The organism is Pseudomonas sp. Pseusp11 (assembly GCF_047304405.1).
Classification (GTDB): domain Bacteria; phylum Pseudomonadota; class Gammaproteobacteria; order Pseudomonadales; family Pseudomonadaceae; genus Aquipseudomonas.
This window is the reverse complement of record NZ_JBGLZF010000033.1, coordinates 1-21249: the sequence shown is the minus strand read 5'-3', so window position 1 is coordinate 21249 and position 21249 is coordinate 1. Positions and strand designations below refer to the sequence as shown.

Sequence of the window (21249 nt, the reverse complement as noted above, 5' to 3'; positions counted from 1 at the left end):
CCCGCTCAGCCTGGAATGCACCATGAACACTCCGCTCGTGATCCGTCCCCGCGCCGAAGATGTCGAAGGCCAGCCGATCCTTCGCCCTTTGCCGTCAGCCAAATGCCGCAACGTCGGGCCTTTCGTGTTTTTCGACCACATGCTCGAAACCCGTTATCCACCGGGCAAAGGCATGAACATCCGTCAGCACCCGCACATCGGCCTGTCCACCCTCACCTACCTGTTCGAAGGGCAAATCCAGCACAAGGACAGCCTCGGTTCCGATCAGGTGGTGAATGCCGGCGATGTCAGCTGGATGACCGCCGGCAGTGGGATTGCCCACGTCGAACGCACGCCCGAAGCATTGAGGGACAGCGGCGGGACGATGCACGGCTTACAGATCTGGCTGGCGTCGCCCAAGGACCGTGAACACGGCCCAGGACACTACAGCCACCATCCAGCAGCCACGCTGCCCGTCAGCGAAAACCTTGGAGTGAAGATACGGATGATCGCCGGGACGGGCTTTTGCCTCGAATCGCCGGTCCCGGTGCTTTCGCCTACGCTATATGCCGAATTGAACCTGCAAACGGCAACCACGCTGCTGATTCCCACCGAGCATGAAGAACGGGCGCTGTATGTGTTGAGCGGCGAGGCGCAGCTTGATGGCGAGCTGCTGGAGCCCTACACGCTAGTAGTGCTGCCGGCCGGGGAAGAGATGACGCTGTTCGCCGAGAGTGACTGCCATGCCGTGCTGTTTGGCGGAGCGCCACTGGACGGGCCACGACGGATCAACTGGAACTTCGTGGCCAGCGATCCGGCATTGATTGATGAAGCACGTCGGCGCTGGGCGGCCGGGGATTGGCCGACGGTGCCGGGGGAAAGTGAGCGGATTGAGTTGCCGTAGCGCGTAAACATCAAAAGATCGCAGCCTTCGGCAGCTCCTACAGAGGTACGCGCCCCCTGTAGGAGCTGTCGAGTGAAACGAGGCTGCGATCTTTTGATCCGAGGGGCAATCAGCCCTTGAACACTTCATCCAGCAAGTTATGCATCGACGTGAACGCGCGAGCCGCGGTTTTCGCGTCATACATCATCGTGCCCGGCACGTTGGCATGCGGGTCGGTGAACGAATGCACCGCGCCACCATAGCTCAGCAATTGCCAATCCACACCGGCGGCATTCATCTCAGCTTCAAACGCTGGCAGTTGCTCTTTCGGCACCAACGGATCGGCAGCGCCATGCAGCACCAGCACCGAACCCTTGATGCTTTTCGCATCGTTCACGTTCGGCGTATCCAGTGTGCCGTGGAACGACACCGCCGCTCTCACCGGCGCACCGCTACGCGCCAATTCCAGCGCGCAGCAACCACCGAAGCAGAAACCAAAGGTCGCCAGTTTCGAGGTATCGACCGCCGCCTCGCCCTGCCCTTGCAGTTGTTCGAAGGCTGCCTGCATGCGTTTGCGCAGTAAGGCGCGATCATTCTTCAACGGCATCATCGCCGCGCCCGCCTCGTCGCCGTTCTGCGGACGAACCGATTGCCCGTACAGATCCGCGATCAGCACCACATAACCCTTGGACGCCACCGATTTGGCAATCTCCTCGGCGCCGGCGCTGACGCCCATCCAGTTCGGCGCCATCAACAGACCCGGACGCGGGCCTTTATGGTCGGCATCGAAGGCCAGACGGCTTTCATACGATTGGCCGTCGATCTGATAGGCGACGGATCGAACAGTGATTTGGCTCATGACTGACTCCCAGTAAAAAAGCACCAGAATGAAAAAACCCGCCGAAGCGGGTTTTTATACAACGTGGTTAAACCGACAGTTCAACCAGCAGCTTGTTCAGACGACGCACATAAGCGGCCGGGTCTTTCAAGCTGTCGCCGGCCGCCAGGGCCGCCTGATCGAACAGAATGTGCGACAGGTCGCCGAAGCGCTCGTCGCTCTGCTCGTTGTCGAGTTTCTCGATCAGCGGGTGAGCCGGGTTGAATTCGAAGATCGGTTTCGAATCCGGAACCTTCTGACCGCTGGCTTCCAGGATCTGACGCATTTGCAGGCCCAGGTCCTGCTCGCCGATGGCCAGAATCGCCGGGGAATCGGTCAGGCGGTGGGAAACCCGTACTTCAGCAACGGACTCACCCAAAGCGGTCTTGAGACGCTCAACCAGACCTTCTTTGGACTTGGCGACTTCTTCCGCGGCTTTCTTGTCTTCTTCCGAATCCAGGTTGCCGAGGTCCAGGTCACCGCGCGCCACGTCGACAAAGCTCTTGCCGTCGAAGTCGTTGAGGTAGCTCATCAGCCACTCGTCGATACGGTCGGTCAGCAGCAGCACTTCGATGCCTTTCTTGCGGAAGACTTCCAGGTGCGGGCTGTTTTTGACTTGCGCGTAGGTTTCGCCGGTCAGGTAGTAGATCTTGTCCTGACCTTCCTTGGCACGGGCCAGGTAGTCGGCCAGACCTACAACCTGCTCGCCGTCGTCGCCCTGAGTGGACGCGAAACGCAGCAGACCGGCAATTTTTTCTTTATTGGCGAAGTCTTCTGCCGGGCCTTCTTTCATGACCTGACCGAAGTTCTTCCAGAAACCTTTGTATTGCTCAGGCTCGTTCTTCGCCAGTTTTTCCAGCATGTCCAGAACGCGCTTGGTCAGCGCCGACTTCATGGAGTCGATGATCGGGTCTTTCTGCAGGATTTCCCGCGACACGTTCAGCGACAGGTCGTTGGAGTCGACCACGCCTTTGATGAAGCGCAGGTACAGCGGCAGGAACGACTCGGCCTGATCCATGACGAACACGCGCTGCACGTACAGCTTCAGGCCTTTCGGCGCTTCACGCTGGTACAGATCGAACGGAGCACGGGTCGGCACATAAAGCAGCGAGGTGTACTCGAGCTTGCCTTCGACCTTGTTGTGGCTCCAGCTCAGCGGGTTTTCGAAATCGTGAGCGACGTGCTTGTAGAACTCCTGGTATTCCTCGTCCTTCACTTCAGTGCGAGGGCGAGTCCACAGGGCGCTGGCACGGTTGACGGTTTCCCACTCAACGGCAGGCTTCTCTTCGCCTTCAACGGCTGCCACTTCTTTCGGCAACTCGATCGGCAGAGCGATGTGGTCGGAGTACTTCTTGATGATGTTGCGCAGGCGCCAGCCATCGGCGAACTCGTCTTCACCGGACTTCAGGTGCAGAACGATGCGAGTGCCGCGCTCGGCTTTATCAACGGTGGCAACTTCAAAATCGCCTTCGCCCTTGGACGACCAGTGCACGCCTTCGCTGGCAGCAGCACCGGCACGACGGCTGAATACGTCAACTTTATCGGCGACGATGAATGCAGAGTAGAAACCCACGCCGAATTGACCGATCAGGTGCGAGTCTTTTTTCTGATCGCCGGAGAGATGTTTCATGAAATCGGCAGTGCCGGATTTGGCGATGGTACCCAGGTGGGTGATCGCATCTTCACGGCTCATGCCGATGCCGTTGTCTTCGAGGGTGACGGTTTTAGCGTCCTTGTCGAAGCTCACACGGATTTTCAGTTCAGCGCCGCCTTCCAGCAATTCAGGCTTGGCCAGCGCTTCAAAACGTAATTTATCGACAGCGTCAGAGGCGTTCGAGATCAATTCGCGAAGGAAGATTTCCTTGTTGGAATACAGCGAATGGATCATGAGGTGCAGCAGCTGCTTCACCTCGGTCTGGAAGCCCAGGGTTTCCTTTTGAGTTTCCACACTCATGGTCATCAAACTCCAATCAGATGGCAGTGGCCGCGACCTTGAGGGTCGGCGGCGGGTTGTCCTCAGAGTTGGGGGCTGAGATCAGGATTTCAAGGGCTCTTCGATTTTGAAGTGGGCCCGGGCCGTGGCAATGGGCTCGGCTTCAGTGCTTTGCCAGGCGGTAATCGCCACATTTGCTACCCGCCGCCCCTGGCGACAAACCTGGCATCGGGCCCAGGTATCGCGAAACTGCCCTGCGCGCAGGTAGTCGAGGGAAAAGTCGATAATCTTCGGCACACCGGGCGAGCCGGTGAAAATCAACAGGTGCAGCGCTGCCGAGAGCTCCATGAACCCGGCAATCACCCCACCATGAATCGCCGGCAGCAAAGGGTTACCAATGTTGTCCTTGTTGGCCGGCAGACGAAACAGCAGCTCATCCCCTACCCGCGAACATTCGACGCCGATCAGCTCGGCGTAAGGAATCAGCTGCAGCAGCGCGGCGTAGTCCCCCTGAGCATGGGCCTGTTGAAGCTGTTCCTTGAACGTGTCGGTCATTTCGCAACTCCAACAATGGCACCGGCAATGACACCGCCAAAGTTTTTAGTACCTTTGATGCCCTTACCCATGCGCATGAAGGTGCCCACCACGTGGGCGATGGGCTGTTCGGGGTCATCCTGATAGGCAAAACCGCGCGCAAAAATCACATCGGTAGTCACTCGGTAGCATTGGGCGAAGCCGTAAACGTCCTTGTGTGGCTCGGCGGCATGCATGTAGTCGATGCGCAGATCGAGCGTCGGGCAGACTTCGAACTCAGGCAGCACGCAGAGGGTGGCCATGCCGCAGGCAGTGTCCATCAGCGAGGTCAGCGCACCGCCATGAATCACCCCCGTTTGCGGGTTACCGACGATCCGCGGGCTGTACGGCAGAATCACCGTCAGCCCTTCGCTGCTGGCGCTGTGAACGCGCATGCCGAGTACCTGACAATGGCGCAACGCCGACAGGAATCGCGTCGCACGCTCAAAAACGGGGTTTTCGGCCATCTGATAAAACTCTTCTTAGTGTCCGGACAAAGTAGCAGGCTAGCGGGCAAAAGTTCCGTTGCAAAACAAACATATATATCTGTGTGAATTGAGGAACTTAACCCTGATAACGGTGCTCGAAAGGCCAGTAGATATTTTCCATCAGGAGAAACACCCCATGCGTAAGACTTTAGCTATTGCCTTGATGTTGACCGCTTCCCTCGGTCTCGCCGCCTGCGGTAAAAAACCCGAGGACAAAGCTCAAGATGCCACCAAACAAACCGAGCAAGTTCAGGAAAAAATGAGCGAAGCTCAGGATAAAGTGAACGAAGCAGCAAAAGAAAACGCTGATGCTGCCAAAGCTCAGGCCGAATCGAACGCAGCCGCTCCGGCAGCGCCTACAGAAGCACCTAAAAACTAAAACAGTTTTTAGCGTGATAAAAGAAAACCCGCCATGTGCGGGTTTTCTTTTGCCTGTTACTTGGTGCATTAGAGCAAAACGGTTCTAAAAGTCGGACTAATCATCAGCAACAACGAACACACTAAATCCAGAAACCACACCAGACTGCGCTGCCAGGCAAATACTCATCAAGCCGCCTCTTTGTTCAGCTCAGGCAATGGCGCCTCTGTAGGTGTATAGACCATCACGTCAAGAACGTCGGAGTGAAACTCGCGGCGATACAACACAAACACGACACCGGCGCTCATCAACATGAACAACCAGGGGCTGACAAACCACGCCAGCATGCTCATGCCGAAGTAATAGGAACGCAGACCGAAGTTGAACTGGTTGGCCGCCAGGGAGATGACACGGGCGGCTCGGGAAGCAAAGGCGTTACGCTCTTGTTCGGACACATGCCGCTCACCGATCATCGGTGCCGAACCCACGAGAATGGCCGCAAAATTGTACTGACGCATGCACCAGCTGAACGTAAAGAACGCATAGACAAACACCAGCGCCAGGCACAACAACTTGATCTCCGACATGCCTTGGGAAGCCTGTTGCACCATCGGGATATCCGCAAGCAACGACACGGCTCTTTCGGACGCCCCCAACACCGTGAGAATACCGGCCAGGATAATCAACGTGCTGGAAGCGAAGAACGAGGCGTTGCGCTCCAGGTTACCGATCACGCTGGCATCGGCGATGCGGTTGTCGCGTAACAGCATGCGGCGCATCCAGTCTTCGCGGTACAGGTGCAGAACACTGGCCAGGCATGCGGTGTCACGGCCCTTCCATGTCGCGTAACGGGTGTAGCCACCCCAGCAGACGACAAACCAGAGCGCGGCGAGGATGTGGATCAGATTGGCGTGGATGAACGACATGCAGTTCCTTGTGATGTGTAGACAATGATGAAACCTTCGGATAGTGCTTCGACGTTAGCCCAAGGAAAAAGACACTGCACCGCATCCATAAAAAATGCCCCGTATCGATTGATACGGGGCATTTCCATTTGTAGCTCAAACCCGCTTGTGGCGGGCCATGAAGCAACTTAAGCCAGCGCTTCTTCGCGCTTGCCCAGCAGACGGTCGCAAACCACGGCAACCGCCAGGGTCATGACCGACGGCACCAGCCAAGCCAGGCCCTGCTCGCTCAGCGGCAGGTGAGCCAGTTGAGCCGGCATCCAGTCGGCCAGGCCGGCGCCTTTGAGCGCGTCGATCATGCCGAAGATGAACGACACCAGCATCACCGGACCGACGATGCGACCCTGCTCATGCCAGAAGTCCTTGCAGAAGCTCAGGGCCACCAGGGCGATGCACGGCGGGTAGATGGCGGTCAGTACCGGAATCGAGAACGCAATCAGCTTGGTGAGGCCCAGGTTGGACACCAGCAGGGAGAACGCGGCCAGGATAATCACCAGCGTCTTGTAGGACAGTGGCAGCACACGGCTGAAGTATTCGGCACAGGCGCAGGTCAGACCGACCGCAGTCACCAGGCAGGCCAGGGAGATCAGCACCGCGAGGAAACCGCTGCCGAGCGAACCGAAGGTGTGCTGCACGTAGGCGTGCAATACCGCCGCGCCGTTGGTGGCACCGGCGGCCACTTCATGGCTGCCCGAGCCGAGACGGAACAGGCTGACGTAAACCAGCGCCAGACCTACACCGGCAATCAGCCCGGCGATGATCGCGTAACGGGTGATCAACACCGGCGATTCCACGCCACGGGAGCGGATCGCATTGACGATGACAATGCCGAATACCAGCGCACCCAGGGTATCCATGGTCAGGTAACCATTGATGAAGCCCTGGGAGAACGGTGCCGCCACATATTCAGGGGTAGCCACGCCAATGTTACCGGCCGGCAACGCGAACGCTGCGATGCCGAGAACGGCCAGGGCGATGATCTTCAGCGGTGCGAGGAACCGTCCTACGGTGTCCAGCAGACGGCCCGGATAGAGCGAGATGAAGAACACCAGCAGGAAGTACACCGAGCTATAGAGAAACAGCGCCAGCGGGCTCTCGCCGGTCAGCGGCGCCAGACCCACTTCGAACGACACGGTCGCGGTGCGCGGTGTCGCGAACAATGGGCCGACAGCGAGGTAGCACGCGGCTGCCAGCAGCCCCCCGGCGATTTTACCGATCGGGCTGCTCAAGGCATCCATTGCACCACCGACCTTGGCCAGGGCGACCACGGTGATCACCGGCAGACCGACTGCGGTGATCAGAAAGCCCAGCGCCGCCATCCAGACATTAGGCCCGGACTGCAAACCGACGATAGGCGGGAAGATGATGTTGCCAGCCCCGACGAACAGGGCAAATGTCATGAAGCCCAGTGCCAGGATGTCCTGGCCTTTCAACACTTTCATTAAGGAAATACCACACTACTGAATCGGAATTTAGAGAGGGATTTCCCTTATGGGTGAGGGAAATGCTGTCGATCCGTATAGGACTGACCCGTTTAGCGCGCGGCAGCCTTGTGGGCCGCAAACGCAAAAATGGCGGCTAGCCTACCGAATTTGCCCGCCAAACGCACTATTACAGGGCGAACTATCCGATACGCGACATTTCAGTGTCGTGTTTACATATCTAATTTTCACAACCTCCCTCGCCACAAAAAGCGCTACGAATATCTCAAACCCCGGAAATGACAAAGGCCACCCGAAGGTGGCCTTTGTTTGGTGGAGCGTCAGTTAAGCGCGAGGCTTACTTGACGGCCCAACCGGTCAGCTCGGCCAGGGCCTTGCCGATGTCTGCCAGCGAACGCACGGTTTTAACGCCTGCGTCTTGCAGAGCAGCGAATTTCTCGTCTGCAGTGCCTTTGCCGCCAGAGATGATTGCGCCAGCATGGCCCATGCGCTTGCCCGGAGGAGCAGTCACACCAGCGATGTAGGAAACAACCGGCTTGGTCACGTGTGCCTTGATGTAGGCAGCCGCTTCTTCTTCAGCCGAACCGCCGATCTCGCCGATCATCACGATCGCTTCGGTCTTCGGGTCTTCCTGGAACAGCTTCAGGATGTCGATGAAGTTCGAACCCGGGATCGGGTCACCACCGATGCCGACGCAAGTCGACTGACCGAAACCGGCGTCAGTAGTCTGCTTCACAGCTTCGTAGGTCAGGGTGCCGGAACGGGAAACGATACCGACCTTGCCTGGCAAGTGAATGTGACCTGGCATGATGCCGATCTTGCATTCGCCTGGAGTGATCACGCCTGGGCAGTTAGGACCGATCAGGACTACGCCCAGCTCGTCGCACTTGACCTTGGCATCCAGCATGTCCAGGGTAGGAATGCCTTCAGTGATGCAAACGATCAGCTTGATGCCGCCGAAGGCTGCTTCCAGGATGGAGTCTTTGCAGAAAGGAGCTGGAACGTAGATCACGCTGGCGGTGGCGCCAGTGGCAGCTACAGCGTCTTTCACGGTGTTGAACACTGGCAGACCCAGGTGCTCGGTGCCGCCTTTGCCCGGAGTTACGCCGCCAACCATCTTGGTGCCGTATTCGATGGCTTGCTGGGTGTGGAAACTACCTTGCGAACCGGTAATGCCCTGGCAGATAACTTTGGTGTCTTTATTGATCAGGACGCTCATTATTTGCCCTCCGCAGCTTTGACAACTTGTTGAGCAGCGTCGGTCAGGCTGGTAGCAGCGATGATGTTCAAACCGCTTTCTGCCAGTACTTTAGCGCCCAGCTCAGCGTTGTTGCCTTCAAGGCGAACAACAACCGGGATTTTCACGCCGACTTCTTTCACAGCGCCGATGATGCCTTCGGCAATCATGTCGCAACGAACGATGCCGCCGAAGATGTTGACCAGTACTGCAGCGACGTTAGTGTCGGACAGGATGATCTTGAACGCTTCGGTAACGCGTTCTTTGGTAGCACCGCCGCCCACGTCGAGGAAGTTGGCTGGTTTGCCGCCATGCAGGTTGACGATGTCCATGGTACCCATGGCCAGGCCAGCACCGTTGACCATGCAACCGATGTTGCCTTCCAGTGCTACGTAGTTCAGTTCGAACTTGGCAGCGTGCGCTTCGCGCGGATCGTCTTGCGACGGATCGTGGAAAGTCTTCAGCTTAGGCTGACGGTACATGGCGTTGGCGTCGATGTTGATCTTGGCATCGAGGCAGTGCAGATCGCCGTCAGCCTTGATCACCAGCGGGTTCACTTCCAGCAGAGCCAGGTCGTGATCCTTGAACAGCTTGGCCAGACCTACGAAGATCTTGGCGAACTGAGCAACTTGCTTGCCTTCCAGACCCAGCTGGAATGCCAGCTCGCGACCCTGGAATGGCTGAGCGCCAACCAGTGGATCGATAGTGGCTTTCAGAATTTTTTCTGGAGTGTCGTGAGCGATTTTCTCGATGTCCACGCCACCTTCGGTGGAAGCCATGAACACGATGCGACGGCTCGAACGGTCAACGACAGCGCCCAGGTACAGCTCTTTAGCGATATCAGTGCACGATTCAACCAGGATCTTGGTGACTGGCTGACCATTGGCGTCAGTCTGGTAAGTCACCAGACGCTTGCCCAGCCACTGCTGTGCGAATGCCTTAGCGTCTTCTTTGCTGCGAACCAGCTTTACGCCGCCCGCTTTACCGCGACCACCGGCGTGAACCTGGGCTTTGACAACCCATTCGCTGCCGCCGATTTTGTCGCAAGCTTCTGCTGCTGCTTCCGGGGTGTCTACCGCGTAACCGGTGGATACTGGCAGGCCGTACTCAGCGAACAGCTGCTTACCCTGATACTCGTGAAGATTCATGCTTATTACCGTCTTCGTTAGGTACTGCGCATTCGGTGCTGCACTCATTCAAGTGCCGCACCACCTGTGACTGCTGCTTGCGTAACCTTTCCGGGTACCCGGTGCAGCTACGCAAGACTGCGTCCAGCGGACATTCCGCGGTGAGTCTTGCTCGCAAGGCTCACGACGGGCCGTACCGCCGTGGTTTCTTATTATCCGCTTAGCGTTTCTTGCGGTTGGCGATGTGGATGGCGCCGCCATTCACTGCCAACGCTGCTTCGTGCAAGGCTTCAGACAGGGTCGGATGGGAGAAAACCATCATGCCCAGGTCTTCAGCGCTGGTGCCGAATTCCATGCCGATCGCGCCCTGCTGAACCAGTTCTGCGGCGCTCGGGCCAATCACGTGGACGCCCAATACGCGGTCAGTCTTGGCATCAGCGATGACCTTGACGAAACCACCGGTATCGTTGGCGGCCATGGCACGGCCAGAGGCTGCGAACGGGAAGGTGCCGACGTTAACTTCTACGCCTTCAGCTTTCAAGGCCTGCTCGGTTTTACCGACCCACGCGATTTCCGGGTGAGTATAAATAACCGAAGGGATCAGGTCATAGTTCATCTGGGCTTTATGGCCCTTGATGCGCTCGACAACCATGATGCCCTCTTCCGAGGCTTTGTGAGCCAGCATCATGCCGCGAACCACGTCACCGATGGCGTAAACGCCCGGTACGGTGGTGGCGCAGTGATCGTCAACGTGCACGAAACCGCGCTCGTCCAGGGTCACGCCGCAATCGGCAGCCAGCAGATCAGTGGTCACCGGACGGCGACCAACGGCTACGATCAGCTTGTCGAAAGTGATGTTCTGTTCGCCGTTGGCATCGGTGTAGTTCACAACGACTTCGTCGCCGTTCACTTTGGAACCGGTCACGCGAGCGCCCAGCTTGATGTCCAGACCCTGTTTGGTCAGGGTTTTCAGCGCTTCCTTGGAAACAGCGGTGTCCGCTGCCATCAGGAAGGTATCCAGTGCTTCGAGAACGGTGACTTCAGCGCCCAGACGGGACCATACCGAACCCAGTTCCAGACCGATAACACCAGCGCCGATTACACCCAGGCGTTTTGGTACGGATTGGAATTCCAGAGCGCCAGTCGAATCGACGATCACATTCTGGTCGACCGGAGCCGGTGGAATGTCGATCGGACGCGAGCCCGGAGCCAGGATGACGTTTTCGGCTTCGATGACTTCAACCGAACCGTCAGGCTTGGTGACTTCGACTTTCTTGCCAGCCAGCAGTTTGCCGTGGCCCTGGATCGAAGTGACGCCGTTAGCCTTGAACAGCGTTGCAACGCCGGAGGTCAGGCCTTTGACGATGTTGGCTTTACGGCCGACCATTGCTGGCACGTCCATGGTCACGCCAGCGTGGTTGATACCGTGGATCGCGAAGCCGTCTTGCGCTTCGTGAAACTTCCAGGAGCTGTCCAGCAGCGCCTTGGATGGAATGCAGCCGACGTTCAGGCAAGTACCGCCGAGGGCCAGTTTGCCTTCCTTGTCGGTGTATTTCTCGATGCAGGCAGTGGTGAGGCCCAGTTGCGCTGCTTTAATGGCAGCCACGTAGCCGCCAGGGCCCGCACCAATCACTACCACGTCGAATTTCTGAGTCATGTGTCATTCCTTCTCGAATCAAACCGGACGGCCCCTTTTGAGGACCGTCGTGGGACGAAGCTGGTCATTACAGAAGGGCCGTCCATCATTGAACGGCCCGTGCAACGAAATCAGATATCCAGCAGCAAACGAGCCGGGTCTTCCAGCAGGTTCTTGATGGTCACCAGGAAAGTCACAGCTTCTTTGCCATCGATCAGACGGTGATCGTAGGACAGCGCCAGGTACATCATCGGACGGATAACTACCTGACCGTTGATCGCCATAGGACGCTGGATGATGTTGTGCATACCCAGAATCGCAGCCTGTGGCGGGTTGACGATCGGAGTCGACATCATCGAACCGAAAGTACCGCCGTTGGTGATGGTGAACGTGCCGCCGGTCATTTCTTCCATCGACAGTTTGCCGTCACGGGCTTTCTTGCCGAAGGTAGCGATGCCGCCTTCGATTTCAGCCAGGCTCATCAGTTCGGCGTTACGCAGAACCGGTACAACCAGACCGCGGTCGCTGGAAACAGCCACACCAACGTCGGCGTAGCCGTGGTAAACGATGTCGGCACCGTCGATCGACGCGTTGACAGCCGGGAAGCGTTTCAGCGCTTCGGTGGCCGCTTTCACGAAGAACGACATGAAGCCCAGGCGTACACCGTTGTGGGACTTCTCGAACAGGTCCTTGTACTTCGAACGCAGGGCCATGACTTCGGTCATGTCGACTTCGTTGAAAGTGGTCAACATCGCCATGTTCGATTGAGCTTCAACCAGACGCTCGGCAACCTTGGCGCGCAGACGGGTCATCGGAACGCGTTTTTCTACGCGGTCGCCAGCAGCGAATACCGGAGCAGCGGCAGCAGGTGCGGCAGCCTTGGCAGGCGCGGCAGCCGGAGCGGCTTTCTTGGCGGCAACAGCGGCTACCACGTCTTCCTTGGTCACACGACCGCCTTTGCCGGTGCCGGCAACGGAAGCGATGTTGATGCCGTTTTCTTCAGCCAGCTTGCGAGCAGCCGGTGCAGCTACAGGATCGTCTTCGCCCGCTTCGGCAGGAGCAGCGGCAGCAGCGGCAGGTGCAGCAGCGGCGGCTGGAGCGGCGGCAGCACCGCCCTCACCGATCGAGCCCAGAACTTCGTCGGACAGAACGGTGTCGCCTTCGTTCTTGACGATCGCGCCCAGCACGCCATCAGCGGTGGCCAGAACTTCCAGTACGACTTTGTCGGTTTCGATGTCGACGATCAGTTCGTCACGCTTGACGGCGTCGCCCGGTTTTTTATGCCAGGTGGCAACGGTGCCATCGGCAACCGATTCCGGGAAAGTGGGGGCTTTGATTTCGATAGCCATTATCTGTGGGTCCTTAAATTCGGTTTCAGGTGCGCGAAGGCGTTAAACAGTGAAAGCATCTTGCAGCAGTTGTTCCTGCTGCTCGGCGTGCATCGAAGCGTAACCGCAAGCAGGTGCGGCAGACGCCTCACGACCAGCGTATTCCAGGACCAGGCCTTGTTTATGGTTGGTCAGGCTGCGACGCATGTGATGCTGGCTGCTGTACCAGGCGCCCTGGTTCATCGGCTCTTCCTGGCACCAAACCACGTTTTCGAGGTTGGTGTAAGGGGCGAGCGCCTCCATCAGGTCGTCCTCAGGGAACGGATACAGCTGCTCGATACGCACGATGGCGATGTCTTCACGACCTTCGGCACGGCGTTTTTCCAGCAGGTCATAGTAGACCTTGCCGCTGCACAGGATCATGCGAGTGACCTTTTTCGGATCAAGCGCATCGATTTCCGGGATCACGGTCTGGAACGAACCTTCGGCCAGATCTTCCAGGGTCGAGATGGCCAGCTTGTGACGCAGCAACGACTTCGGAGTCAGGACTACCAATGGTTTGCGCAGCGGGCGAATCACCTGACGACGCAGCAAGTGGTAGATCTGGGCCGGCGTAGTCGGCACGGCTACCTGAATGTTGTGCTCGGCGCACAGCTGCAGGTAACGCTCCAGACGAGCCGAGGAGTGCTCAGGACCCTGACCTTCATAACCGTGCGGCAGCAGCATGGTCAGACCGCAGAGACGGCCCCACTTGTGCTCGCCACTGGTGATGAACTGGTCGATAACCACTTGGGCACCGTTGGCGAAGTCGCCGAACTGGGCTTCCCAGATAACCAGAGCGTTTGGCTCGGTGGTCGAATAACCGTATTCGAACGCCAGAACCGCCTCTTCAGACAGGAACGAATCGTACAGGTCGAAACGTGGCTGCCCCTTGTAGAGGTTTTGCAACGGGATATAGGTACCCGCGTCTTTCTGGTTGTGCAAGACAGCGTGACGGTGCGAGAACGTACCGCGACCGATGTCCTGACCCGTCATGCGAATCGGGTGACCTTCGAACGCCAGGGTCGCGTACGCCATGGTTTCGGCGTAACCCCAGTTGATCGGCAGGCCGCCGGCTTGCATCTTCTGACGGTCTTCGTAGATTTTCGAGACCTGGCGCTGCACCACGAAGCCTTCCGGAATTTCCAGCAGCTTGGCAGACAGTTCCTGCAAGGTTTTCAGATCGAAGCGAGTGTCGTGACGCGCGGTCCAGGCGTGGCCCAGATACGGACGCCAGTCCACGAACAACTCTTTGTTCGGCTCTTTGACCAGGCTTTTTACAACATGCAGACCGTTGTCCAGCGCATTGCGGTATTCGTCGACTTTCGCCTGAACACGCTCTGCGTCCAGTACACCACTCTGGGTCAGACGATCGGCATACAGCTCACGGGTGGTGCGCTGCTTGGTGATCTGCTGATACATCAGAGGCTGGGTACCGCTTGGCTCGTCAGCCTCGTTGTGGCCGCGACGACGGTAGCAGACCAGATCGATCACCACGTCACGCTTGAACTGCATGCGGTAGTCGATGGCCAACTGGGTCACGAACAACACGGCTTCCGGATCATCACCATTCACATGGAGGATCGGCGCCTGGATCATCTTCGCAACGTCGGTCGCGTACTCGGTGGAGCGCGAGTCCAGCGGGTTGCTGATGGTGAAGCCGACCTGGTTGTTGATCACGATGTGCACGGTGCCGCCGGTCTTGAAACCGCGGGTCTGCGACATCTGGAAGGTTTCCATGACCACACCTTGACCGGCGAATGCCGCGTCACCGTGGATGGAGATCGGCAGAACCTTTTCACCGGTAGGATCGTTACGACGATCCTGACGGGCACGGACCGAACCCTCGACCACTGGAGAAACGATTTCCAGGTGAGACGGGTTGAAAGCCATGGCCAGGTGAACTTCACCGCCGGTGGTCATGACGTTGGACGAGAAGCCCTGGTGATATTTAACGTCACCGGAACCCAGCTCGACCTTCTTCTTGCCTTCGAACTCGTCGAACAACTCGCGCGGGTTCTTGCCAAAGGTGTTGACCAGCACGTTCAGACGACCACGGTGGGCCATGCCGATGACGATTTCCTTGGTGCCGTAGGAGCCGGAACGCTGGATCAGTTCATCGAGCATCGGAATCAGGCTCTCGCCGCCTTCCAGACCGAAACGCTTGGTACCCGGATACTTGGTCCCGAGGTATTTTTCAAGACCCTCGCCGGCAGTGACGCGCTCGAGCAGGTGACTCTTGATGTCGGCGGAGTACGTCGGACGGCCGCGCACGCTTTCCAGACGCTGCTGGAACCACTGGCGCTGCTCGGAATCGGTGATGTGCGTAAATTCAGCGCCGATGGTGCGGCAATATGTCTGCTGCAACGCTTCGTGAATTTCGCGTAGGCTCGCCTCCTCTTTGCCGATGAACAGGTCGCCGGCACGGAAGGTCGTATCAAGATCGGCATTGGTCAAGCCGTAATGATTGATTGACAGGTCTGCAGGTGCAGGACGCTGCCACAGCCCCAGCGGGTCAAGCTGGGCTGCCTGGTGGCCACGCATACGGTAGGCCTGGATCAATCGCAGCACTTCAACTTGCTTCTTCTCGTGCTCACTGCTCACGCTACCGGCGGAAACCGGTTGGGCGCGGCGCTGGTTCTTTGCCAGCAAGACGAAATGATCGCGAATTGTGGAGTGCGAAACATCGGTGGCAGTGTTGCCATCAGCAGGCAACTTCTGGAAGTAGGTGCGCCACTCTTCTGGCACAGCGTTAGGGTCGTGCAGGTAGAGCTCGTAGAGCTCTTCCACATAGGCAGCGTTACTACCGGAAAGGTAGGCGCTGTTCCACATGCGCTGCATCACGCTTTCTTGCATGCTTGGTCACCCTCGGTTAGGGGAACACCACCGGCGTCGACACCGAGCAAACTTGCAGAAGTCCGAATGCAGCGACTAAAACAAGCCACTTAGGATCACGCTGATAGTCCGGGTACCAGCCCGGATGCCCCTGCTTGTCTCATTTCTTCAAAATAAGAGCCGCAGCCTTATGGGCTGCTGCTCAGGTTAAAACTACGGCGCCGGTTGAAGCCTGCGCCGCAGCATCTACGGGTACAGCGGTTCTACGGGTACAGCAGCTGAATCACACGCCGCTTTGCAGCAGCATGTTACGGATGTGACCGATGGCCTTAGTCGGGTTCAGGCCTTTCGGACAAACGTTGACGCAGTTCATGATGCCCCGGCAGCGGAATACGCTGAACGGGTCATCCAGCGAAGCCAGACGCTCGGACGTCTTGGTGTCGCGGCTGTCTGCCAGGAAGCGGTACGCTTGCAGCAGGGCAGCCGGGCCCAGGAACTTGTCCGGGTTCCACCAGAAGGACGGGCACGAAGTCGAGCAGCAAGCGCACAGGATGCACTCGTACAGACCGTCGAGCTTTTCACGCTCTTCAGGGGACTGCAGACGCTCGATGGCCGGAGCCGGCGTGTCGTTCTGCAGGTATGGCTTAACCTTTTCGTATTGCTTGTAGAAGATGCTCATATCGACGACCAGGTCACGGATAACCGGCAAACCTGGCAGAGGACGAACGATCAGCTTGTTACCTTTTACGACGGCAGACAGCGGCGTGATGCACGCCAGACCGTTTTTGCCGTTGATGTTCATGCCGTCGGAACCGCAAACACCTTCACGGCAAGAGCGACGATAGGAGAAACCTTCGTCCTGCTCTTTGATCAGGGCCAGCACGTCCAGCACCATCAGGTCTTTACCACCGGTATCAACCTGGAATTCCTGCATGAACGGCGCAGCGTCCTGATCAGGGTTGTAACGATAAACACTGACTTTCAACATGGCGGCCACCCTTAATAAGTCCGAATCTTAGGTTCAAAAGTCGGAACAGTCTTCGGCGAGAAGTTCACTGCACGCTTGGCAACGCGCTTCTCACCCGGGAAGTACAGGGTGTGGCACAGCCAGTTTTCATCGTCACGATCTTCGAAGTCTTCACGGGCGTGAGCACCGCGGGACTCTTTACGCACTTCTGCAGCGATGGCAGTAGCTTCGGCCACTTCCAGCAGGTTCTGCAGTTCCAGCGCTTCGATACGCGCGGTGTTGAACGCCTGGCTCTTGTCGTTGATCTTGACGTTGGCGATACGGCCACGCAGATCAGCCAGTTGAGCAATACCCTTCTGCATGTATTCGCCAGTACGGAATACACCGAAGTAGTTCTGCATGCAGCTTTGCAGCTCGCGACGCAGGGTTGCCACGTCTTCACCATCGGTACGCTCGTTCAGAGCGGACAGACGCGAAAGGGCCGCATTGATGTCGGCGTCGGTGGCGTCGTCGTATTCGATACCGTCGGTCAGCGCTTTTTCCAGGTGCAGACCGGCCGCACGACCGAAGACCACCAGGTCGAGCAACGAGTTGCCGCCCAGACGGTTGGCACCGTGAACCGATACGCAAGCCACTTCACCGACCGCGAACAGGCCCGGAATGATGGTGTCTTTGCCGTCGGCGTCCTGAGTGATCGCCTGGCCATGAATGTTGGTGGCAACGCCGCCCATCATATAGTGGCAGGTCGGAACAACCGGAACCGGAGCGACGACCGGGTCAACGTGCGCGAAAGTCTTCGACAGTTCGCAGATGCCTGGCAGACGGCTGTGCAGCACTTCCTCGCCCAAGTGGTCGAGCTTGAGCATTACGTGGTCGCCATTCGGACCGCAACCGTTGCCGGCGATGATTTCTTTAACCATCGAACGGGCAACCACGTCACGACCGGCAAGGTCTTTGGCGTTCGGAGCATAACGTTCCATGAAACGCTCGCCGTGCTTGTTGATCAGGTAACCACCTTCACCACGGCAACCTTCGGTAACCAGTACACCGGCGCCGGCGATGCCGGTCGGGTGGAACTGCCACATTTCGATGTCTTGTACCGGTACGCCGGCACGCAGCGCCATGCCAACGCCGTCACCGGTGTTGATCAGGGCGTTGGTGGTCGAAGCGTAGATACGACCTGCACCGCCGGTGGCCAGTACGGTGGCCTTGGCGCGGATGTAGGTGGTTTCACCGGTTTCGATGCAGATGGCAATCACACCGACGAACTCGCCTTCGCCGTTCTTCACCAGATCGACAGCGTAGTACTCGTTAAGGAACACGGTACCGGCTTTCAGGTTGCCCTGATAAAGGGTGTGCAGCAGCGCGTGACCGGTACGGTCGGAAGCGGCGCAAGTACGGGCAGCCTGCCCGCCTTTACCGTAATCCTTCGACTGACCGCCGAACGGACGCTGGTAGATACGACCTTGCTCGGTACGCGAGAACGGCATACCCATGTGGTCCAGCTCGTAAACGGCAGCCGGGCCTTCCTGACACATATATTCGATAGCGTCCTGGTCACCGATGTAGTCGGAACCCTTGACGGTATCGTACATGTGCCAGCGCCAGTCATCGTTCGGGTCGGCAGACGCGATGGCGCAGGTGATGCCACCCTGGGCCGATACGGTGTGCGAACGAGTCGGGAAAACCTTGGTGATCACGGCAGTCTTGTGACCGCCTTGTGCCAATTGCAGCGCAGCGCGCATGCCGGCACCGCCACCACCAATAATGATGGCGTCGAAAGAAATCGTTGGAATGTTAGCCATGGATCAGATACCCCAGAGAATCTGCACACCCCAGACGAAGTAAGCGAACATCGCAACGCCGCATACTGCCTGGAAAAGGAAACGTACTGCAGTCGCGGACTTGCCCAGCGCCATCGGCGTCAGGTAGTCGGTCGCGATGGTCCACATGCCGACCCAGGCGTGAGCGCCCAGGGCCACAAGGGCCAGCAGACTGAAGATACGCATTCCGTTGTGGGCGAACAGGCCATGCCATTGGGCGTAGCCAATGCCAGGATTCGCAGCGAGGTATCCGATCAGGAAAATAAAATAAGCCGCGAGAACAACCGCAGACACACGTTGCGCCATCCAGTCATAGAGGCCCGAACGCGAAAGGTTCGTAACGCTGGTTACCATATCCAAACTCCTGCCAGAACGATCAACACCACGGAAACGGCGATGATAATTTTCGAGCCCAGGCGGCCGCCTTCCAGCGTCTCACCGATGCCCATGTCCATGATCAAGTGGCGCACACCGGCTACCAGGTGATACAGAAGAGCGGACAGGAGGCCCCATGCTACGAACTTGGCCAGCGGGCTGGTCAAGCATGCCTTCACCTCGGCAAAACCTTCCTCGGAACCCAGAGACTTGCCCAATGCATAAAGCATGAAGCCAAGGCCCAGGAAGAGGATGATGCCGGAAACACGGTGAAGAAACGACGTAACGCCGGTGATGGGGAGTTTGATGGTCCTTAGGTCTAGGTTTACAGGTCGTTGGCTTTTCACGGCTTTTTTTTCACACTGAAGAGCCCCTAACAATCAGGGCAAAGTTGTTGGGGAGTGCACTGGTCAGGTAACCACCACCCAGGGATGCGACCCCCAATAAAGCAGGCCCAAAAGCCCCTGGCGGTCGGTGGCCGAGTATAGACAGTTAGGCTACTAATGACAACGCGTTCACCTTCCCCTAATAGCGGATTGCACAAGTGATATAAAAGGCGTAAACGGCAGGCAATTTCGAGAAAAAAGTCCGGTTAAAGCCTTCTGGAGCAAGACTTTAGGCAAATTGACATTCGAATTTATCTCACTATAGTGGTGCGGGCCCTGCGTGGGGGGTCTGTCTGATGATTTCAAGCATAAATAGGAGGCCACATGGCTGACAAAAAAGCGCAGTTGATCATCGAGGGCGCAGCCCCCGTCGAGCTGCCCATTTTAACCGGCACCGTTGGTCCCGATGTTATCGACGTTCGGGGCCTGACGGCCACGGGCCGTTTCACCTTTGACCCTGGTTTCATGTCGACCGCCTCCTGCGAGTCGAAGATCACCTACATCGACGGCGACAACGGTATTCTGCTGCACCGCGGCTACCCGATCGAACAGCTGGCTGAAAAGTCGGACTACCTGGAAACCTGCTACCTGCTGCTCAACGGCGAGCTGCCGACCGCAGAACAGAAGGCCCAGTTCGTCGGCACCGTGAAGAACCACACCATGGTCCACGAGCAGTTGAAGACCTTCTTCAACGGCTTCCGTCGCGACGCCCACCCGATGGCCGTCATGTGCGGTGTAGTTGGCGCCCTCTCGGCGTTCTACCACGACTCCCTCGACATCAATAACCCGCAGCATCGCGAAATCTCCGCGATCCGCCTGGTTGCCAAGATGCCGACCCTGGCTGCAATGGTTTACAAGTACTCCATGGGCCAACCCATGATGTACCCGCGCAACGACCTGTCGTACGCGGAAAACTTCCTGCACATGATGTTCAACACCCCGTGCGAGATCAAACCGATCAGCCCGGTACTCGCCAAGGCCATGGACCGGATCTTCATCCTCCATGCCGACCACGAGCAGAACGCATCGACCTCCACCGTACGCCTGGCAGGTTCCTCGGGTGCCAACCCGTTCGCCTGTATCGCCGCCGGTATCGCTGCACTGTGGGGCCCTGCCCACGGCGGTGCGAACGAAGCCGTGTTGACCATGCTCGATGAAATTGGCGATGTCTCGAACATCGACAAGTACATCGCCAAGGCCAAAGACAAGAACGATCCGTTCAAACTGATGGGCTTCGGTCACCGGGTTTACAAAAACCGCGACCCACGCGCTACCGTCATGAAGCAGACCTGCGACGAAGTGTTGAAGGAACTGGGCATCACCAACGATCCGCAACTCGAACTGGCCATGCGCCTGGAAGAGATCGCCCTGACCGACCCGTACTTCATCGAACGCTCGCTGTACCCGAACGTCGACTTCTACTCGGGGATCATCCTCAAGGCGATCGGCATTCCAACCAGTATGTTCACCGTGATCTTCGCCCTGGCGCGGACCGTCGGCTGGATCTCCCACTGGAAAGAAATGCTCTCCAGCCCGTACAAGATCGGCCGTCCGCGCCAGCTGTACACCGGTTACGAGTCGCGTGACATCACCCCGCTTGAAGACCGCAAATAAGACCTGTCTTGCGATAACGTCTTAAGTTGCACCGAGAACGGCCTCTATGTAGATAGAGGCCGTTTTTGTTTGTGCTCTTTGGTTGTGTATATATCCATTTCTTCGGTAACGGCGGCTTATGGTTTCGCTCTTACAGCGAGTCACTTTCGAAAAGCGCGAAAGTAACCAAAGCGCTCTTGCCCCTTTCGTTCGGTGCCTCGCCTTGGCTCGGCATGCCCTCGCTCCGGTCCTGCTCCGTGGGCCCGCCGCCATCGGCCATCCATGGCCGGGGGCGGCTAACCCGGCATCCATGCCGGGTTGCCCACTGCGCAGAACCTCCACTCGGCCTCTCGATATAGGTTGTCCGTTCCTGTCCTCTTCCATACTTCGGTGTCTGGAAGTCAG

At 57.9% G+C, this 21249-nt stretch carries 18 protein-coding genes and 1 pseudogene; 3 read left to right on the top strand and 16 right to left on the bottom strand.

What is annotated here, in order from left to right; genetic code table 11:
- Positions 1 to 22: 22 nt before the first annotated feature.
- Positions 23 to 883, top strand: coding sequence for a pirin family protein (locus ACCC96_RS22800; protein ID WP_258670446.1), 861 nt, complete (start codon positions 23 to 25; stop codon positions 881 to 883).
- A 109-nt stretch (positions 884 to 992) separates the two neighbouring features.
- Here ACCC96_RS22800 and ACCC96_RS22795 read toward each other — a convergent pair whose 3' ends face one another.
- The 4 genes from ACCC96_RS22795 to ACCC96_RS22780 form a co-directional block, all read right to left on the bottom strand.
- Complete coding sequence (locus tag ACCC96_RS22795; protein WP_413696970.1) at positions 993 to 1721, bottom strand: dienelactone hydrolase family protein; 729 nt, start codon at positions 1719 to 1721, stop codon at positions 993 to 995.
- A gap of 67 nt (positions 1722 to 1788) precedes the next feature.
- On the bottom strand, positions 1789 to 3693 hold the full coding sequence (htpG, locus tag ACCC96_RS22790; RefSeq protein ID WP_413696969.1) for a molecular chaperone HtpG: 1905 nt from the start codon (positions 3691 to 3693) through the stop codon (positions 1789 to 1791).
- A gap of 81 nt (positions 3694 to 3774) precedes the next feature.
- Positions 3775 to 4227 (bottom strand): PaaI family thioesterase, encoded by a 453-nt coding sequence (locus tag ACCC96_RS22785; protein WP_019579626.1) that lies wholly within the window; start codon positions 4225 to 4227, stop codon positions 3775 to 3777.
- Positions 4224 to 4712, bottom strand: a complete 489-nt coding sequence (locus ACCC96_RS22780) for a PaaI family thioesterase (protein ID WP_258670452.1) — start codon at positions 4710 to 4712, stop codon at positions 4224 to 4226. The genes ACCC96_RS22785 and ACCC96_RS22780 overlap by 4 nt, the downstream gene beginning before the upstream one ends.
- Before the next feature lie 157 nt (positions 4713 to 4869).
- Here ACCC96_RS22780 and ACCC96_RS22775 point away from each other — a divergent pair, with 157 nt between their 5' ends.
- The gene (locus ACCC96_RS22775) at positions 4870 to 5112 is read left to right on the top strand and encodes a hypothetical protein (protein WP_413696968.1); all 243 of its coding nucleotides are present in this window, start codon (positions 4870 to 4872) and stop codon (positions 5110 to 5112) included.
- A 68-nt stretch (positions 5113 to 5180) separates the two neighbouring features.
- Here ACCC96_RS22775 and ACCC96_RS22770 read toward each other — a convergent pair.
- The 12 genes and pseudogenes from ACCC96_RS22770 to sdhC all read right to left on the bottom strand — a co-directional run.
- A pseudogene (locus ACCC96_RS22770) lies at positions 5181 to 5270 on the bottom strand (MAPEG family protein); the annotation flags it as partial.
- Positions 5271 to 5279: 9 nt separating this feature from the next.
- Positions 5280 to 6017, bottom strand: coding sequence for a DUF599 domain-containing protein (locus ACCC96_RS22765; RefSeq protein ID WP_019648154.1), 738 nt, complete (start codon positions 6015 to 6017; stop codon positions 5280 to 5282).
- A 167-nt stretch (positions 6018 to 6184) separates the two neighbouring features.
- Complete coding sequence (gene brnQ / locus ACCC96_RS22760; protein ID WP_019648153.1) at positions 6185 to 7498, bottom strand: branched-chain amino acid transport system II carrier protein; 1314 nt, start codon at positions 7496 to 7498, stop codon at positions 6185 to 6187.
- A gap of 337 nt (positions 7499 to 7835) precedes the next feature.
- Positions 7836 to 8717 (bottom strand): succinate--CoA ligase subunit alpha, encoded by an 882-nt coding sequence (sucD, locus tag ACCC96_RS22755; RefSeq protein WP_007919877.1) that lies wholly within the window; start codon positions 8715 to 8717, stop codon positions 7836 to 7838.
- Complete coding sequence (gene sucC / locus ACCC96_RS22750) at positions 8717 to 9883, bottom strand: ADP-forming succinate--CoA ligase subunit beta (protein WP_007919879.1); 1167 nt, start codon at positions 9881 to 9883, stop codon at positions 8717 to 8719. The genes sucD and sucC overlap by 1 nt, the downstream gene beginning before the upstream one ends.
- A 199-nt stretch (positions 9884 to 10082) precedes the next feature.
- Positions 10083 to 11519, bottom strand: coding sequence for a dihydrolipoyl dehydrogenase (lpdA, locus tag ACCC96_RS22745; protein WP_018925110.1), 1437 nt, complete (start codon positions 11517 to 11519; stop codon positions 10083 to 10085).
- 110 nt (positions 11520 to 11629) lie between these two features.
- Positions 11630 to 12847 (bottom strand): 2-oxoglutarate dehydrogenase complex dihydrolipoyllysine-residue succinyltransferase, encoded by a 1218-nt coding sequence (odhB, locus tag ACCC96_RS22740; protein ID WP_413696967.1) that lies wholly within the window; start codon positions 12845 to 12847, stop codon positions 11630 to 11632.
- 42 nt (positions 12848 to 12889) lie between these two features.
- Positions 12890 to 15721, bottom strand: coding sequence for a 2-oxoglutarate dehydrogenase E1 component (locus ACCC96_RS22735; protein ID WP_018925108.1), 2832 nt, complete (start codon positions 15719 to 15721; stop codon positions 12890 to 12892).
- 262 nt (positions 15722 to 15983) lie between these two features.
- Entirely contained in the window at positions 15984 to 16688 is a 705-nt protein-coding gene (locus tag ACCC96_RS22730) for a succinate dehydrogenase iron-sulfur subunit (RefSeq protein WP_007936040.1), read from the bottom strand.
- A gap of 11 nt (positions 16689 to 16699) precedes the next feature.
- Complete coding sequence (gene sdhA, locus ACCC96_RS22725) at positions 16700 to 18472, bottom strand: succinate dehydrogenase flavoprotein subunit (protein ID WP_007936038.1); 1773 nt, start codon at positions 18470 to 18472, stop codon at positions 16700 to 16702.
- 3 nt (positions 18473 to 18475) lie between these two features.
- Positions 18476 to 18844 carry a succinate dehydrogenase, hydrophobic membrane anchor protein gene (sdhD, locus tag ACCC96_RS22720; RefSeq protein WP_003210573.1) on the bottom strand — a complete coding sequence of 123 codons (369 nt, stop codon included), beginning with the start codon at positions 18842 to 18844 and terminating at the stop codon, positions 18476 to 18478.
- Complete coding sequence (gene sdhC / locus ACCC96_RS22715) at positions 18838 to 19212, bottom strand: succinate dehydrogenase, cytochrome b556 subunit (RefSeq protein WP_015096190.1); 375 nt, start codon at positions 19210 to 19212, stop codon at positions 18838 to 18840. Before sdhC ends, sdhD begins: the two co-directional genes overlap by 7 nt.
- Positions 19213 to 19575: 363 nt before the next feature.
- Here sdhC and gltA point away from each other — a divergent pair, with 363 nt between their 5' ends.
- Entirely contained in the window at positions 19576 to 20865 is a 1290-nt protein-coding gene (gene gltA, locus ACCC96_RS22710) for a citrate synthase (RefSeq protein ID WP_018925105.1), read from the top strand.
- The last annotated feature ends 384 nt before the right edge of the window (positions 20866 to 21249 follow it).